We start from the raw sequence: 15,622 nt of genomic DNA on the forward strand, positions 1-15,622 counted from the left end.
AAGAGAAAGGAAAGTTAACCATGAAGATACCTCAGCTTGGTGCGGGCACCTTCCGCCTGAAAGGGGAAGACGCGTTTCATTCGGTCACCATGGCGCTGGAGGCGGGTTACCGCCACATCGACACTGCGCAGATTTACGGCAACGAAAAAGAAGTGGGTGAAGCGATCGCCGCTTCCGGTGTGGCACGCGAAACGCTGTTTCTGACCACCAAAATCTGGACGGATAAACTGGGTCAAGCGTCCTTCTTGCCAAGCTTGAAACAGAGCCTGAGTGACTTGCAAACCGATTATGTCGATTTACTGCTGATCCACTGGCCGCTCAAAGACAACGCCGTGGCGATGGACGAGTACCTGCAATGCCTCAAAGCTGCGCAGGATCTGGGCCTAGCAAAACAGATTGGTGTGTCGAACTTTACCGTTGCGCAGATGCAACAGGCGATTGAGATCCTTGGTGAAGGCGTGATTTACACCAACCAAGTGGAAGTGCACCCTTACCTGCAAAACCGTGCAGTGGTGGCGTTTTGCCGCGCGCACAACATCATCGTGACTGGCTACATGCCATTTGCTTACGGTGAGGTGCTAAAAGACGCTGTGATTCAAGAGATTGCCGCCGCGCATCAAGCCACACCAGCGCAAGTGGTGCTGGCGTGGATGGCAGCCAACGCGTTTGTCACCATTCCATCGTCGACCAAACGTGCCAATATCGAGAGCAATCTGGCGTATGTGAACGTGACGTTGAGTGACGATGACATGGCGCGCATTGCGACGCTGGATCGCAACCATCGTTTGGCTAATCCAGACTTTGCGCCTGAGTGGGACTAAGCCGCTTGGCAAAAAAACCGGCGTTCTCGCCGGTTTTTTTATGCCGAACGTTCAGGGGCTGCGGACTCAGGGCGCTGAATGTAGTGCAACACTTGCGCAATCGGCATCGGTCGATAATAGACAAACCCTTGAATCAGATAGACGCCCCGCTTGGCTAAATAGGCCACTTGGCTGGTGGTTTCCACGCCTTCGGCAATCACCTCGACGTTGGCTTTGTGGGCTGAGGCGATAATGGATTCAAGGATGTTGCGTTTGATGTCGGTGGTGTCAATCGTATCGATGAACATCTTGTCGATTTTGATGCTGTCGATTTGCAACTGTTGCAGGTAGGAAAACCCGCCGTAGCCCGTGCCGAAATCGTCGATCTTAAAGTGGTAACCGCGTTGAATCAGACGCTGAATCATGTCGTCTGCCATCAGCAGATTTTTGATGGGCTCACGTTCGGTGATTTCAAATTGAATCTGATGGGCATACGGCCAGTTCAGTGCGTTCAACGTGTCGTGCAGGGCGACGGTTTCCACGTGTTCAGCGACCAGATTGATGCTCACCCACTGCTCAGGCTGCAATTTGGGGATGTCCTCCACCACCTGTTGGATCAGCTGTTGGGTAATTTTCATGATCAGCCCAGAGCTTTCGGCAACATGAATAAACTGGCTCGGCGCAATCCATTCATGGCCGCGCTGCCAGCGCAGCAACACTTCAAACCCCACGATGTGCCCTGTGCGGCTGTCAACCACCGGTTGGTAAAACGGCACGAATTCGTCATCCCGAATCGCCATCTCAATCAGCCCTTCAATCGAGTTGCGGTAATGGCGCACCATGAAGTAACCAAACCCCATGACCAGCCCAGCCAGCAGCGACAGCGGCAGCCCCCACATGACCAAACGATGACGCACATACGCGTGCAGTTGCTCGGCGGCCGACAGCGTCATTTCACTGTTCAGTTGGGTATCGTGATTGCTCATGGTCGCGATGATGCGGTTGGATTGCGTGGCGATGGCGGGATCGCCGCGCTCAATGCGCATGTGTTCAAATGCCGAGTCCATAAAACGAAACGTCATATAAAAACAATCGTCACAAGGCGTTTTTAAGAGCTCGCGTCCCCAGCCGCCATACAACACCCAGTAGATGAGGTTGCCGCCTTTTTTGTACATCACCAGCAGTTCGCTCTCACTGTGTTCGTAGGCGGGCGTGGTGGCCATGTAAAATCCCGTGGCGGGAATGCGTACGCCTTCGAGCTCATCGGCAACCAGAGACACGCCCACGGTCGAACAGCTTTTGCCGTTTGCTGTGATGACGCCAATCAGGCGCACATAATGATTGTAATATTTCGGCGCACGCATCAGGTACATGTCGTCCTCGCTGCAATCAAATTGCAGTTGGTCTGCTTGTTCGATCATCATGTGATTGAGCACACGCCCGCGTTCGGCCAGATAGCGACTGACTTCGTCCATTTTATGGTTGAGCAGAAACAGGGAATATTGACGTTCGAGCAGGGGCAGCAGCAATGAAAACATCATCACTGGCAGTAAAATGAGGACGATCACGATTTTCTTTGGCGTGCGCAGCATGCAAAATCTCACCCATGCGTGTGGAATGCTCTCCACTTTAGCACTCAAGAAGATGCATAGGTGAGATTTATGACAGAGAAATGGGCGGCTTTTACCTCAATGTCACGGATGCCGTAACATTGAGGTGGCGGCATTAACCCCAGCGCAACACTTGCCAGTGGGGCTGATGCGCATGCTGCGCGAGGCGTTCACAGGGATTCACCAGATAAGCGAAATCTGCATGTAGGCACAGCGGCAGGTCGTTAATCGAATCGGTGAAAAAATGCAGTTTACCCACGAGCTCGGGATGAGTCAGCAGCCAGTTTTCAAGGCGCGTGACTTTGCCTTCACGATAACTCGGTACGCCGACTATCTCGCTGGTGTAGCGGCCATCACGCACCGCCATATCAATCCCCAACGCATGCTCGACGCCAATTTTGCGTGCCACGGCTTCAACCAGAAAACTGACGGAAGCGGAGATGATCAGCATCGGGATGCCGTCAGCACTTAGCTGCTCAATCAGCACCTTGGCCTGAGGAAACAGGCGCGGCAGAATGCGACTGTCGACGCACGCTTCGACCAGCGCGTGCACTTGTTCGACTGGCAGCGCAAATAGCGGCTGCATGACGTAATCTAGATAATCTTCCATGTCCATTTCGCCGCGTGCATACAGCGACATCAGGTGGCGATCCTGCGCGAGAAAATCTGGGTCGGTGGCAATGCCTTGGTCGACCAGAAATTCGTTCCAGATCATGGCGCAATCGCCGTCAATTAAGGTGTCGTCCATATCAAAGACGTACAGAGGTTGAGACATTTAGGCACTCACAGGTTGAATTTCATTCAGATTAAAACGTAGCTCCAGCGCACTGCCGCTGGGCAACAGACGCTCGGAGGAGCGGTTCAGGGTATCGACCGTCAGTTCGCACGTATCTACAGTCACATGATAACGAATCACGTTCCCCAGCAACTGATGACTTTTGATCACCGCGCGCTGCGGCGCTGAGATGTGCGCGCCATAGTGACGGCCTTGCTCGGCGACATAAATCGACTCGGGACGAATCGCGACTTTCCACGGCGTGTCCAGATTCAATAGCGTTTTCGCCTGCGCGGCATCGACCAGATTGTAGTGACCCATAAAGCCGGCGACAAACTCGTTCGCCGGTTGAGTATAAATCGACTCCGGCGAGCCTTGCTGGACAATTTTTCCCTGATGCATCAGAAAGATGCGATCCGACATCGTCATCGCTTCTTCTTGATCGTGGGTGACGAAAATCGTGGTCAGGTTGAGCTCTTTCTGAATGTCACGAATCTGCTGGCGCAGGTGTTTGCGGATTTTGGCATCCAGCGCGGACAAGGGTTCATCGAGCAGTAAAATCCGCGGTTTCACCACCAACGCGCGCGCCAGGGCGACGCGCTGACGCTGGCCGCCGGAGAGCTGGTGCGGATAGCACTCTTCTTTGCCTTGCAAGGCGACCAGCTCAATCACTTGAGCAACTTCACGGGCCATGGTGGCTTTATCGCATCCTTGCATTTTGAGGCCAAAGCCGATGTTGCCCGCCACAGTCATATTCGGAAACAGCGCATAGGATTGGAACACCATGCCAATGCCGCGCTTTTGCGGTGCGGCGTGGGTGATCTCTTCGCCGCCGACGAAAATCGAGCCGCTGTCGACCGGATTGAGGCCGGCCAGGCTGCGTAGTAGAGTCGATTTTCCACAGCCACTTGGGCCGAGTAGGGTAATGAATTCGCCTTGTTGAATGTCGAACTGAATTGATTCAAATACGGTGTTGTTGCCAAAGCGTTTGGTGAGTTGCTGAACAGAAACGTCACTCATGGTTTTGCTCCCAATCGGCTTGCTAGCCAAGTACAGAAAAAGATAAACAGGAAGTAAGTCATCACTAACGCGGACGTGAAGTGGCCGCTGGTCTGGCGCATGTTATAGAGATAAATTTGCAGCGTTTCATAGCGTGTGCCAACCAGAATATTGGCAAACACAAATTCGCCCAGCAGGAATGAAAACGACAGAAACAGTGACGCCATCAGACCTTTGCGTACATTGGGTAACACGATTTGCAGAAAGGCTTGGGTCGTGCTCGCACCGAGCAGGTGTGCCGCGTCCATCAAATCGCGCAGGTTAATCGCCGAAAAACTGTTGGCCAGCGCGCGGTACATAAACGGTAGCGCGATGGTGAAGTAGGTGCCAATCAGAATCCACGGTGTGCCGACAATTGGCACGGCGCTGTCGGCGTAGAGCTGCAACAGGCCCACTGAAGAGACCACGGGCGGGACGGCGAACGGCAGCAAGATCAGCAGGTTCATCACGCGGTCCAGCTTCGGAAAGTAGTAAAACACCACAAAAATCGCCGGCAAGATCAGCAGCGTGCTGAGCGCTAACGCGGCCACGCACACCAACAGTGAGCGTCCGAAGGCTTCGATAAAGCGGGCATCGCTGAGCAGTTTGAGATACCAGTCGAGGGTAAAGCCGTCTGGCAGAATGGTTGCGCCCCAGCGAGAGGAGAGCGAGTACACTAGCGTAGCGATAATCGGTACCAACATGATGCCGACGATGCCGTACACCACGGTTTTATGATAGAGGCTGTGGTTAGCGTGTTGCATGGTAACTCCTTGCAATCAGCCATTGGTTGATCAGCGTGATGAACGCCAGCAGTGCCATCAACACCACTGAAATTGCGGCCGCAAGATTCGGTTCCAAAAACAGATCGCCTGACACCAGGCTGGCAATGCGCACGGTGATCACGTTGTAGTTGCCGGAAGTGAGTGCATACACACTGGCGTAAGCGCCCATGGCGTTGGCGATGAGAATAATAAAGGTGCCCAGTAGTGCCGGAGACAGCACAGGCAGCGCGATTTTGACCCAATATTGCCAGGTTTTGGCGCCCAGCAGCGCGGCGGCGGCTTGCCAGTCGTCGCTCAACGCATCAAAGGCTGGGTAGAGGAGCAACACCGCCAGCGGGATCTGAAAATAGATGTAAATCGCCATCAGCCCGGATTTGCCGTACAGGTTGAAATCGTCAATCAGGCCGTATTGTTTGAGCAGCAACGTCAGTGCGCCGTTGGTGCCGAGAATGATGATGAAGGCAAACGCCAGCGGGACACCCGCGAAGTTACTGCTCATGTTGGTAAAGGCGATCACTGCATCGCGCAGACGGCCACTGACGCGGCGCAGCGAACTGACCAGCAGCGCCGCAATCGCCAGTCCGACCAGACTTGACCAGACTGAGAGCCATAGACTGTTGCCAAAACCTTGTTGAATAAAGCCGGAATCGAGGATTTCGCGGTAATTGTCCAGCGACCAGTCATCGTCGACCTGAAAGCTGTTGACGCCAACCCAGACCATCGGCGCCAGTTGAAACAGATAGAAAAACAGCGCGAATGGCGAGAGCCACGCCAGCGGCTTAAAACGCTGCCAGGCGTGACGCGGCTGCGATGCTCTGCTGGCGCCATGACTAGCCGCGCGTGAAGAGAGGGTGGAACTGCTCATCATGCTAATACCTGCTGGGCCACGGGCTTGTCGTGTTCAAGGCGCAGCAATTCACACACCGTGCCGCAAATCTCCGTTTGTGCGAGGGTGGCGTCGGCGTGATGGGAAAAGTGTTCGCCGATGACAAACAGCGGTACCTGACGCTCTTCAGCCAGAATTCCGCCGTGTGACAGGTCGTTGTTCATGCCGTGATCGCTGGTCACCATCACCTGATAGCCATCATCTATCCAGCCTTGCAGATAGTTGGCGAGAATCACGTCGGCATGGCGGGCGCTGTTGCGATACTGACGTGAATCGAGGCCAAATTTGTGTCCAGCATCATCGATGTTCATCGGATGAATCAGCAAAAAGTCCGGCTGATGAGACAGGCGCAGATGCTCGGCATCGAGAAATAGCGCTTCATCGGGATAATGGTCCCAGTGGTAAAAGCAGCCGTGCTGAATGTTGAGCGATTCATCATGAGTAAAACGGTCACGCACGGCATCAAAAGGCGCGCGGTTATACAATTCACTGACCCAGTGATACGCGGCCGCGGCGGTGGTTTTGCCCTGCGATTTGGCGAGGCTGAAAATCGAGTCGAAATGCGACAGGCGCACAATCTGGTTGTTGACGATGCCGCTGTCGACCGGACGAACCCCGGTCAGCAAACACTCGTAGAGTGGGCGTGACATCGACGGCAGTTCACATTGTAGGGAGTAAAGTGTGGCGCTTTGCTGCTCAATTAAACCGTTGAGGTAGCCCATGCAATCACGGGCTACCTGATAATTGAGTCCATCAAGCACAACAAGGATCACCTTATTGTTCATGGTCACCTCTTACTGCTGGTGGATGAGGACGTTTTCTTGCCACTGACGCGGCAGTTTACGGGCGGATTTTTCCCAGGCATTGAAGTCCGTGACCGGGTGAACATTCTGGTACTGATCGTTGGCCAGCAGTTTCGCTTTGACTGATTCTGGCAGCTCAATGTTGCTGCGAATCGGACGTGCGTAACCTTGTGCTAGGTTGATTTGGCCTTGGTCACTGAAGATGTACTCACGCGCCAGCTTGGCCGCATTCGGATTCTTCGCATATTTATTGATGAGGGTGGTGTAGCCCGAAATCACCGAACCGTCTTGCGGAATGGTGACCGTAAAGCGGCTGCGATCAATTTGGTCGCGGTAGTTCAGCGCGTTAAAGTCCCACATGATCGCGACTTCCACTTCGCCTTTTTCTAGATTGGCAAGGCTTGGGTCGGTGAACGACAGGCGGCCTTGTTTAGCCAGTTTCGAGAAGAAATCCAGCGCTGGTTTCAGGTTGCTTTCATCACCGCCGTTGGCAAATGCTGCCGCGAGTACCGCGTTGTTGGCCTGAGCCGCGACACCGACATCACCTACGGTCACTTTGTATTGGCCGTTGAGCAGATCTGCCCAAGAGGTTGGCGCTTGCTTGACCAAATTGTTGTTGGTGATAAACGCAATTGTGCCGGTATAAGCGAGTGCCCAGTGGCCATCTTTATCTTTGGCCCAGTTGGGAATGTCGCTCCACGTGGTCGGTTTATACGGCTGAGTGACGCCCTTTTTGACCGCAACGCGGGCAAACGCAAAGCCCACATCACCGATATCGGCGGTCGCGTTTTTCTTTTCCGCTTCGAACTTGGCAATTTCCTGCGCTGAACTCATGTCGGTGTCCTGATGGGTCAGGCCGTAATGGGTGTTCAAGTCATTCCAAGTGTCTTTCCAGTTTGCCCAACTTCCCGGCATGCCGACGCTGTAAACAGCGCCTTCTTTTTTGGCCGCGTCGATCAGCGATTGAATATCGCCGTCTTGGGCGAAAGCGGGCATTGCGAGCGTGGTCGCAAGCAGCGTTGCACTGGTCAGTAACGTTTTCATGGTCTCCATCCTTCTGGACTAGGTCAGTAAGTTTGATTTTTATCCTAGGCAGCGAATGTGACGTTTTGGATGCATCCAGATGACGCTTTTTCGTTAGTTTTATGGCAGTTATGTTTCAGTTGTCTTTGATTAACAGCGGGTTAGCTGTAATAAATTTGTTATGTGCGTTGATTAGTCTGAAAAAAGAGAGACCGTATTGGACTAGATCAGGATGAAGCTACAGGCGACGACCCAACTGGGAAAAATAAAATCCACCCTGCGCGAGCAGATTTGCGGCGGCATCATGAACGACCGGCAAAAATTGCCGTCGGAGCGTGAATTGAGTGAGCTGTTCGAAACGACGCGCATTACCATCAAGGACGCGTTGGTGTCGCTCGAAACCGAAGGGCTGATTTATCGAGAAGAGCGCCGCGGTTGGTTTGTATCGCCAGAACGGGTGCGTTACAACCCGTTGTCGCGTTCACATTTTCATCAGATGGTGCGCGAGCAAGACCGCATCGCGGAAACCAAAGTGCTCAATGTGCGCAGTGTGATGGCCTCGCGCGAGTATGCCAAAGCGATGCAGATCGAACGCATTACGCCGATTCATATTATCGAGCGCTTGCGCTACATCGACGGGCGCGCGGTGTTGTTTGTCGAAAACTGCCTGATTGCGCGTCTGTTTCCCAACATTTTGCAGGAGAATCTGCACGGGTCTTTGACTGGTCTATACGCGGAAAAATATGGTTACCGCACTCAGCGTTCGCGTTTTGACGTCATTCCGACCGCCGCGCCATCACATGTGGCGAAAGCGCTCAATCTTGCCACGGGACAGCCGGTGCTGAAAATTTGCCGAGTGAATTACAAACAGGATGGGGCGATCATGGATTGTGAATTTGAATATTGGCGACCCGATTCGGTGGTGATCACCATCGACAGTTGTGGCGACTGAACATCGCCACACATCGCCAAGGCAAGTTAACGACTCGCTTTTAGCTCCTCTAGCACGTCGCTGAGGGTTGGGCGAATGCGATGACCCAAGGCCACCACGTCGTCACTGGGCATGACCAAATCCGGAATTTGATAAGCAATCATCTTCGCGGCGACTGCCGAGCGCACGCCATTGTTAGAATCTTCAAATGCCAGACACTGCGCTGGTGCAACGTCGAGGCGACTGGCCGCCAGCAAATAGATTTCTGGGTGCGGTTTGCCTTGGCTGACTTCGCAACCGGTCGCCACGGAATCGAAATAGCGATCCAGCCCCGAAAGGCGCAGCTTAATGCTCGCCACATCCCGCTGAGTAGAGGTCGCCACAGCGGTTGGAATGTGCTCCGCTTTGAGCCATTCAAGCAATTCAATCACGCCTTGTTTGACGGGAATCGCTTGATGTTTCACCACGGCGTTATAGCGAGTGCGCCACTCATTGTGCAGTTGCATGTAATCGAGATCCGGCCCGTATCCCGCGCGCAGCGTGGCTTCAATCCCGGCGGCATTGCGACCAATCACCGACAAATATAAATCACGTAAAAACGGTACGCCGACCGCTTGGCAGGCTTGTTCAAAAATTTCTATACAGACGCGCTCGGTGTCGAGCAGCAGCCCATCCATGTCGAAAATAGCAGCTTGGAAGTTCATGGGGTTCATATCGTTGAGGGGCGAATTAGCGGATCATTGTCACACAAAGCGCAGGGGTGCGGCGACTTTTTTCTTGTTTGACGTCACTTTTCTCACGTGGCCAACATGGTAAAAATGCACGACTGTGCTCATTCGCTGAGCGAAAATCAATCCTTTGTAAAATCAGCAAATTAGCAGCGAGAGTTTGCGGTTCTTGAGTTATGCTTAAGTGAGTCGTTTTGCAGGCGCAAAACATGAGTTAGAGGTGATGTGAAGTTGAAATCGGCGTGGATTCGGCAGTGGATGCCGGGATTGTATCAGTTTAAACACTATGAGCGCGCTTGGCTGGTCGATGACGTGCGAGCGGCATTTTCTGTGGTGGCAGTGGCCCTGCCCGTGGCGATTGCGTATGCGCAATTGACCGGGGTATCGGCGATTGTCGGGTTGTATTCGTGTGTGGCACCGATGCTGGTGTACGCGCTGTTTGGTACCTCGCGCCAGTTGATTGTCGGCCCCGATGCTGCGACCTGTGCGGTGGTTGCGGCGGTGGTGGCACCGTTGGCCGCGGGCGACCCAACCAAGCATTGGCAACTGGTCATGACCATGACCGCGATGATGGGCATCTGGTGTATTCTCGCCAGTAAGTTTCGTCTCGGTATTTTGGCGGATTTTCTTTCGCGTCCGATCCTGATGGGGCTGCTCAACGGGGTGGCGTTGACCATCATCGTGGGGCAGTTGAGTAAAGTGTTCGGCGTGAAGTACGAGCAGAGCTACTTGTTGGAACGTTTGGCGGAAGCGCCGCAGCGCTTATTTGATGTGCATTGGCAAACCGTGGTGGTCAGTGTGCTGACGGTGGCAGTCTATTTTGCCTCCAAACGTTTTCGCCCGTCGTGGCCGGCGGCGATGCTGGCGATCATCTCGGCAGGCATCTTGGTGTGGGCGACCCAATTGGATAGCCAAGGCGTGAACGTGGTTGGCCTGATTCAGGGCGGCTTACCGGCGTTTCAAACCCCGACCTTTGACATCGGGATCAGCCGTGAATTGGTGGTTCCTGCACTCAACTTAGCGATGGTGAGCTTTGTGAGTATGATGCTGACCGCGCGCAGTTTTGCGGCCAAAAATGGCTACGATATCGATGCGGACAAAGAGTTTCGAGCGCTGGGGATTGCCAACTTAGCGTCGGCATTTTCACAAGGCTTTGCTATCAGTGGGGCCGATTCCCGCACCGCGGTAAACGACGCCAATGGCGGTAAATCGCAGTTGGTTTCGGTGATTGCGGCAGTGGTGATCGGATTGGTGGCGATCTTCCTTTATCGTCCGCTGCAGTACATTCCAACGGCTGCATTGGGTGTGGTGTTGATCATTGCCTCGACCTCGCTGCTGGATCTCAAAGGGTTGTGGGGGCTGAGAAAGCGCGATAAAGATGCGTTTTATCTGGCGTCGGTGACCTTTATTGCCGTGCTGATTGTCGGCGTGATCCCCGGTATCACGCTGGCGGTGTTGCTCGGATTGTTCCAGTTCTTACGCGTGGTGATGCGACCGAGCGATCAACGCTTGGGGCTGGATAAAGACGGGACGATTCGCACCGTGGATGGCACCGGCAAAGCCACGCCAATTCCTGGCTTGATGCTGTATCGTTTTAACTCGCCGCTGACCTATTTCAATGCGCCGTACTTCAAGCGTCGTCTATTGGAATTGGTGGAAACCAGCGATTCCAGCGTCGACTGTGTGGTGATTGATGCGGTGGCGAGCTTTACGCACCTCGATTTGAGCGTGATGGCGATGTTGGCGGATGTGCAGAACATCCTGAAAAAACGCGGTATTCGTTTAATTCTGGCCGGACGTAAGCGCAGCATGCGTCAATGGTGTGAGTTGAGCGGTGTGCCTGTCGGCGACGGCGGTTTGGTGCTGCGTGCTGATATGTATTTGGCGATCAAACTCAGTGGATGTTACCAACAAGCGGTGGAAGAGGGGCAAGTGCCGCCGGTTCAGAAAGAGCCGGAAGCCGACGCGCTGCCCAAACCGGTGCCCGAAGTGGCGTAAGTTCAAGCATCAAAAGCCTGCCGATTGGCAGGCTTTTTTCATCGCGCTGGTTTCATCATCAAACGCTGAGCGACGCTTCCGTATGATTGGCTTTTTGATAGCCCGGCAGCGTTGCCAAGCCCGCCCAATAGGTTTTGATGTGAGGGAAATGCTCCAACATGCCGCTGGCGTGGACACCTTCGGCAATAAACGACATCATGATGTCTGCGCCGGTCAGTTTGTCGGCCACCAAGTAGCGTTTGCCTTCGAGCTGCGCATTCACATAGCCCAAGACTTTTGCCGCTTCACTGTTGGCATAGCCTTCTAAAAACTGCGTTTTGGCCCCGTCTTTGGCTAAGAACAGTTTGAGCAGCAGCGGCAGGATGCCTGAGCTTTCGGCAAAATGCAGCCATTGCAGGTAGTCGATGTACTCGGCGCTGTCCCGTGCGGGGGCCAGACGTTCCGCGGCAAAGCGTTCAATCAGGTATTCCGTGATCGCGCCTGATTCGGCGATCACGCGTCCGTCGATTTCAATCACCGGTGATTTGCCCAGCGGGTGAACCGCTTTGAGCTCTGGTGGTGCCAGAAAGGTCACGGCATCGCGTTGATAGGGAACAACTTGATAGTCGACGCCCAGCTCTTCTAGCAACCAGATGATGCGCTTGGAACGTGATTGGTTCAGGTGGTGTAATGTGATCATTGTGGGCTCCTTATGATAGCGGTGTGTTGACTTCGATCACCAGCTTGCCGAAGTTTTTCCCTTCCAGCAGACCCATGAACGCGGTTGGCGCTTGCGCCAGTCCTGGTACGATCTGCTCGCGGTATTGCATTTTGCCCTCAGCCAACCATTGGCTCATGTCTTGGGCAAACTCGTTGTAACGATGGCCGTAGTCATCGAAAATAATAAAGCCCTGCATTTTGATGCGTTTGACCAGCAGCATGCCCATGAGGCTCGACAGGCGATCGGGGCCTTCCGGCAACGCAGTAGCGTTGTATTGCGACACCAAGCCGCACAACGGAATACGTGCTTTGGTGTTGAGCAGCGGCATGACTGCATCAAACACTTTGCCACCCACGTTTTCAAAGTAGACATCAATGCCTTGCGGGCAAGCTTGTGCCAACTGCTCAGCGAAATCATCGGCTTTGTGGTCAATACAGGCATCAAAGCCCAGCACGTCAACCGCATGGCGACATTTGTCTTCGCCGCCCGCCACGCCAACCACGCGACAGCCTTTGATTTTACCAATTTGCCCCACGGTCGCCCCGACCGGTCCTGTGGCGGCCGCGACCACAATGGTTTCTCCCGCTTTGGGTTGGCCAATATCCAGTAGCCCCATGTAGGCGGTAAAGCCGGGCATGCCCATGATGCCAAGCGCAAACGAAGGGTGTGTCGGTTGAGTGCCCAGTTTTAACAGGCCGTCGCCGTTGGAAATGGCGTAGCGTTGCCAGCCGGTGTAAGCCAATACCCATTCACCCACGGCAAAATCAGGGTGATGGGACACTTCGACCTGACACACGGTGCCGCCAACCATCACGGCATTGAGCGCGACGGGATCGGCGTAAGACTTGGCATCGCTCATGCGGCCGCGCATATACGGATCCAGTGACAGATAAATGGTGCGCAGCAATACTTCACCCTCACCCGGCTGCGGTTGTGTGACGGTTTCCAAGCGGAAGTCCTGCTTTGTTGGGGCGCCAACCGGACGTGAAGCAAGCACGATGCGTTGGTTCATCAGTTCAGTCATTTCTGGTTTCCTTTTGTGTTTCAATTAGACCAGTCGTCTAGTGTTCGTTGCAAAAAATCCGCTATCGAGATAGCGGTCTTGAATGGTGTTTATCCGTTGAGCGGATTGCCTTTCAGCAATTGCTCGGTGGCCAGTAACGCCTGCTGTAGACTGACGTCATCTTGGCGAATTTTGTTCAGCAAGCTCGCCCCAATCCATAGATTGTAGAGTAACTCGGACGTGAGCTGGCTGTTTTGTACGTGCAATTCACCCGTTTGGATCCCTTGCTCAATACATTCGGCCACGCGGGCCGTGATGGCGTTGGTGCCTTTGAGCAGTGCCAGACGCATCGGTTCAGACAGATCGGCGACTTCTCCTGCCAATTTGACCACCAGACATTTTCCGGCGGAGCAGTTGCAGCTGTTTTGCTCTGTCCAGAAATGCCAGTACCGCATCAATTTCTGATAGTGAGTCCCGCCACTGCCGTTGAACAGGGCGTCGAGTTTGTCGAGGTAATGGGCAAAGTAGGCCTCAATCAATGCCTCGCCAAACTGCTCTTTGGACTTGAAGTAATGATAAAACGACCCCTTAGGCACATCGGCGCTTTTCAGCAGCTCCGACAAGCCGACACAGGTAAAGCCTCGGTTCACCACCAGTTGGTAACCGACTTCTAGAATATGTTGCCGTGTATCGTGTGTTTTTGCGTTCATGAGGTGAAATATAGTGATAATTAGACCAGTCGTCTAGTGTGGGTTGTTGGCATGAGGATGCGCGTCGTGTCAGTGGCGGAATCGCCGCGCAAAAAGGCGGGCGATCACGTCACGAACGACGATGCTCGCGCTGAGATCAGAAATCGGGATCGACCTGAAATGTCATACGCTGCTTGGTGTAGGGGTGATCAAAACTGAGGCTTTCTGCATGTAGATGCAGGCGATTGGCTTTCTCGCCGTACAGATCGTCGCCCAAAATCGGCGTATTGAAGCCTTGCGCATGCGCGCAATGCACGCGCAGCTGATGGGTGCGGCCGGTTTTAGGGGAGAGGTAGACGCGCGTGCGTCCTTGCTCGGTGCCGATCGTCTGCCAGTAAGTTTCGGCGGCTTTGCCGTGCTCAAAACAGACCATTTGACGCGGACGATCGTCTAAGTCTGGACGCAGCGGCAGGGTAATAATGCCTTCACCATGAGCGATTTCACCACTCAGTAGCGCGACATAACGCTTCTCTACACCGCGAGTAATAAACTGTTTCTGCAGGCTTTTATTGGCGCGACGTGTGAGTGCGAAGACCAGTAACCCCGAAGTCGACATATCCAAACGATGCAGCACAAACGGGCCTTCCACCTCGGGAAACTGCTGCTCTAATCGCGTCAGTGCTGAGTCTTTGACGTTCACGCCGGGCACCGAAAGAAACTCCGCCGGTTTGTTGATCACCACAATCGCTTCATCCTGATACACAATCTCGATCTCTTGACCTTCGGCGGGATTGTCCAGCAGCGGATTGTCATCCAGCGCCATGCCACTCAACATGTGACCGAGGATCGGGTGACACTTATTTTGGCAGGCCGGATAGAATTTCTTGTGTTGGCGAATCTCTGATTTGGGAGAGCGTCCCCACCAGAATTCCGCCATCGCAATTGGGGTCAGTTGATGCGTAAACGCATATTGCAGTAGCTTCGGCGCTGCACATTCGCCAGAACCCGCGGGGGGAATTGGATTTGCGGCCAGCGAAAAAATATCATTCAACGATTGCACCTCACCGCGCTGGTTTAAGAAACGATATTGGCCAAACAGCTTTTTCTGCAGTGCTGCCGAGAGCTGCTTGCGCTGCTCTTGCAAGGCGTGCAGCTCGGCGTTTTGCGCCGCTAAGTCGTCCTGTAAGGTGCGAATGCGTTGCTCCCATTGTAGCTTTAATTGCTTGAGCTGGTTTTTCTCCGCCACGCTCTCTTTGGCCAAACGTTCCAGTAGGGGGGTTGAGTCGTTCGAATGGGCGTCGGCATCTGCACGCAACTGTTTACGTTCAGCGCGCGTGTCAATCATGCGCAGGCGCAGCGCTTCTATCTCGGCGTCCGCTTGCTGTTGGCTCTCGGTAAGGCGGCTGCGCAGTTCATCGGCTTGTGTGTTCTGTTTCAGCTCGCGTACTTGCTGATTGATGGCCGCAATCTGGTTGGCTTCGGTGCGAAAGAACGCGTCGTCAGCAAAGCGATCAAACACGGGCGGCACAAAGCCCGGCAAGTGATTTTGCTCGGCCAACTGACCAGAAAACGCCGAGAGATAACCGAGTGCTCCCGTTGGGTTTTTGACCACCAAGACGCCAAACATTTTGCCGTGCGCTCCGGTTTCATCGCCGTCGAGACCAAAAGGGTGCGACCATGCTTGTTGAGTGCTGATGTGGTGCTGTAGCTCCTCGGCGGCAATCACACACAAAGGATGCGGCTCGTAACAAAACGGAAAGGTAAAACGATCCGGCAAAGCGATGGCAGAAACGTCGGCCTGAAAAGGCGTGAAGCAGCGGTTGGTGTGTGACATAGCAAAACAATCGAGTGGA

The 15,622-nt window shown here is 53.9% G+C and carries 15 protein-coding genes; 3 read left to right on the forward strand and 12 right to left on the reverse strand.

Features of this window, described 5'->3' with window-relative positions; genetic code table 11:
* Positions 1 to 20: 20 nt before the first annotated feature.
* Entirely contained in the window at positions 21 to 821 is an 801-nt protein-coding gene (gene dkgB, locus ACS18Q_RS15645; RefSeq protein ID WP_004727217.1) for a 2,5-didehydrogluconate reductase DkgB, read from the forward strand.
* A 38-nt stretch (positions 822 to 859) separates the two neighbouring features.
* Here the strand turns inward: dkgB and ACS18Q_RS15650 are convergent, their stop codons facing one another.
* The 7 genes from ACS18Q_RS15650 to ACS18Q_RS15680 form a co-directional block, all read right to left on the reverse strand.
* Positions 860 to 2,392, reverse strand: a complete 1,533-nt coding sequence (locus ACS18Q_RS15650; protein WP_441257962.1) for an EAL domain-containing protein — start codon at positions 2,390 to 2,392, stop codon at positions 860 to 862.
* Between the two features lie 133 nt (positions 2,393 to 2,525).
* A complete protein-coding gene (locus ACS18Q_RS15655; RefSeq protein ID WP_238770466.1) occupies positions 2,526 to 3,185 on the reverse strand; it encodes an HAD family hydrolase in 660 nt (219 codons plus the stop codon).
* On the reverse strand, positions 3,186 to 4,205 hold the full coding sequence (locus ACS18Q_RS15660; RefSeq protein WP_441257963.1) for an ABC transporter ATP-binding protein: 1,020 nt from the start codon (positions 4,203 to 4,205) through the stop codon (positions 3,186 to 3,188).
* A complete protein-coding gene (locus ACS18Q_RS15665) occupies positions 4,202 to 4,987 on the reverse strand; it encodes an ABC transporter permease (RefSeq protein ID WP_441257964.1) in 786 nt (261 codons plus the stop codon). The genes ACS18Q_RS15660 and ACS18Q_RS15665 overlap by 4 nt, the downstream gene beginning before the upstream one ends.
* The gene (locus ACS18Q_RS15670) at positions 4,974 to 5,873 is read right to left on the reverse strand and encodes an ABC transporter permease (protein WP_041943453.1); all 900 of its coding nucleotides are present in this window, start codon (positions 5,871 to 5,873) and stop codon (positions 4,974 to 4,976) included. Before ACS18Q_RS15670 ends, ACS18Q_RS15665 begins: the two co-directional genes overlap by 14 nt.
* Positions 5,873 to 6,679: an alkaline phosphatase family protein gene (locus ACS18Q_RS15675; protein WP_158108336.1), complete on the reverse strand. Its 807-nt coding sequence runs from the start codon at positions 6,677 to 6,679 to the stop codon at positions 5,873 to 5,875. The genes ACS18Q_RS15670 and ACS18Q_RS15675 overlap by 1 nt, the downstream gene beginning before the upstream one ends.
* A gap of 9 nt (positions 6,680 to 6,688) precedes the next feature.
* Positions 6,689 to 7,741, reverse strand: coding sequence for an ABC transporter substrate-binding protein (locus ACS18Q_RS15680; protein WP_004727210.1), 1,053 nt, complete (start codon positions 7,739 to 7,741; stop codon positions 6,689 to 6,691).
* Between the two features lie 211 nt (positions 7,742 to 7,952).
* On the opposite strand from ACS18Q_RS15680, the gene ACS18Q_RS15685 reads away from it, so the two are divergent.
* The gene (locus ACS18Q_RS15685) at positions 7,953 to 8,672 is read left to right on the forward strand and encodes a UTRA domain-containing protein (RefSeq protein ID WP_014257984.1); all 720 of its coding nucleotides are present in this window, start codon (positions 7,953 to 7,955) and stop codon (positions 8,670 to 8,672) included.
* A 26-nt stretch (positions 8,673 to 8,698) separates the two neighbouring features.
* Here ACS18Q_RS15685 and ACS18Q_RS15690 read toward each other — a convergent pair whose 3' ends face one another.
* On the reverse strand, positions 8,699 to 9,355 hold the full coding sequence (locus ACS18Q_RS15690) for an HAD family hydrolase (RefSeq protein ID WP_158141540.1): 657 nt from the start codon (positions 9,353 to 9,355) through the stop codon (positions 8,699 to 8,701).
* A 282-nt stretch (positions 9,356 to 9,637) separates the two neighbouring features.
* On the opposite strand from ACS18Q_RS15690, the gene ACS18Q_RS15695 reads away from it, so the two are divergent.
* The gene (locus ACS18Q_RS15695) at positions 9,638 to 11,377 is read left to right on the forward strand and encodes a SulP family inorganic anion transporter (RefSeq protein WP_014257985.1); all 1,740 of its coding nucleotides are present in this window, start codon (positions 9,638 to 9,640) and stop codon (positions 11,375 to 11,377) included.
* A gap of 58 nt (positions 11,378 to 11,435) precedes the next feature.
* Here ACS18Q_RS15695 and ACS18Q_RS15700 read toward each other — a convergent pair whose 3' ends face one another.
* The 4 genes from ACS18Q_RS15700 to ACS18Q_RS15715 all read right to left on the reverse strand — a co-directional run bounded on the left by ACS18Q_RS15700 (position 11,436) and on the right by ACS18Q_RS15715 (position 15,603).
* Complete coding sequence (locus tag ACS18Q_RS15700) at positions 11,436 to 12,056, reverse strand: glutathione S-transferase family protein (protein WP_222735801.1); 621 nt, start codon at positions 12,054 to 12,056, stop codon at positions 11,436 to 11,438.
* Positions 12,057 to 12,066: 10 nt separating this feature from the next.
* Complete coding sequence (locus ACS18Q_RS15705; RefSeq protein WP_206981134.1) at positions 12,067 to 13,101, reverse strand: NADP-dependent oxidoreductase; 1,035 nt, start codon at positions 13,099 to 13,101, stop codon at positions 12,067 to 12,069.
* Positions 13,102 to 13,190: 89 nt separating this feature from the next.
* Positions 13,191 to 13,790: a TetR/AcrR family transcriptional regulator gene (locus ACS18Q_RS15710; RefSeq protein ID WP_055464963.1), complete on the reverse strand. Its 600-nt coding sequence runs from the start codon at positions 13,788 to 13,790 to the stop codon at positions 13,191 to 13,193.
* Between the two features lie 136 nt (positions 13,791 to 13,926).
* On the reverse strand, positions 13,927 to 15,603 hold the full coding sequence (locus tag ACS18Q_RS15715; protein ID WP_441257965.1) for a pseudouridine synthase: 1,677 nt from the start codon (positions 15,601 to 15,603) through the stop codon (positions 13,927 to 13,929).
* Between the last annotated feature and the right edge of the window lie 19 nt (positions 15,604 to 15,622).

The sequence above is a fragment of the Vibrio sp. Vf1514 genome (genome assembly GCF_052076135.1).
Taxonomy (GTDB): Bacteria; Pseudomonadota; Gammaproteobacteria; order Enterobacterales; family Vibrionaceae; genus Vibrio; species Vibrio furnissii.

What these genes read in the sequence shown, in the direction of transcription:
- ACS18Q_RS15655 (WP_238770466.1), bottom strand. Translation starts at nt 3,185, where the DNA reads ATGTCTCAACCTCTGTACGTCTTTGATATGGACGACACCTTAATTGAC.
- ACS18Q_RS15685 (WP_014257984.1), top strand. Translation starts at nt 7,953, where the DNA reads ATGAAGCTACAGGCGACGACCCAACTGGGAAAAATAAAATCCACCCTG.
- ACS18Q_RS15650 (WP_441257962.1), bottom strand. Translation starts at nt 2,392, where the DNA reads ATGCTGCGCACGCCAAAGAAAATCGTGATCGTCCTCATTTTACTGCCA.
- dkgB (WP_004727217.1), top strand. Translation starts at nt 21, where the DNA reads ATGAAGATACCTCAGCTTGGTGCGGGCACCTTCCGCCTGAAAGGGGAA.
- ACS18Q_RS15675 (WP_158108336.1), bottom strand. Translation starts at nt 6,679, where the DNA reads ATGAACAATAAGGTGATCCTTGTTGTGCTTGATGGACTCAATTATCAG.
- ACS18Q_RS15680 (WP_004727210.1), bottom strand. Translation starts at nt 7,741, where the DNA reads ATGAAAACGTTACTGACCAGTGCAACGCTGCTTGCGACCACGCTCGCA.
- ACS18Q_RS15705 (WP_206981134.1), bottom strand. Translation starts at nt 13,101, where the DNA reads ATGACTGAACTGATGAACCAACGCATCGTGCTTGCTTCACGTCCGGTT.
- ACS18Q_RS15690 (WP_158141540.1), bottom strand. Translation starts at nt 9,355, where the DNA reads ATGAACTTCCAAGCTGCTATTTTCGACATGGATGGGCTGCTGCTCGAC.
- ACS18Q_RS15665 (WP_441257964.1), bottom strand. Translation starts at nt 4,987, where the DNA reads ATGCAACACGCTAACCACAGCCTCTATCATAAAACCGTGGTGTACGGC.
- ACS18Q_RS15700 (WP_222735801.1), bottom strand. Translation starts at nt 12,056, where the DNA reads ATGATCACATTACACCACCTGAACCAATCACGTTCCAAGCGCATCATC.
- ACS18Q_RS15715 (WP_441257965.1), bottom strand. Translation starts at nt 15,603, where the DNA reads ATGTCACACACCAACCGCTGCTTCACGCCTTTTCAGGCCGACGTTTCT.
- ACS18Q_RS15710 (WP_055464963.1), bottom strand. Translation starts at nt 13,790, where the DNA reads ATGAACGCAAAAACACACGATACACGGCAACATATTCTAGAAGTCGGT.
- ACS18Q_RS15695 (WP_014257985.1), top strand. Translation starts at nt 9,638, where the DNA reads ATGCCGGGATTGTATCAGTTTAAACACTATGAGCGCGCTTGGCTGGTC.
- ACS18Q_RS15660 (WP_441257963.1), bottom strand. Translation starts at nt 4,205, where the DNA reads ATGAGTGACGTTTCTGTTCAGCAACTCACCAAACGCTTTGGCAACAAC.
- ACS18Q_RS15670 (WP_041943453.1), bottom strand. Translation starts at nt 5,873, where the DNA reads ATGAGCAGTTCCACCCTCTCTTCACGCGCGGCTAGTCATGGCGCCAGC.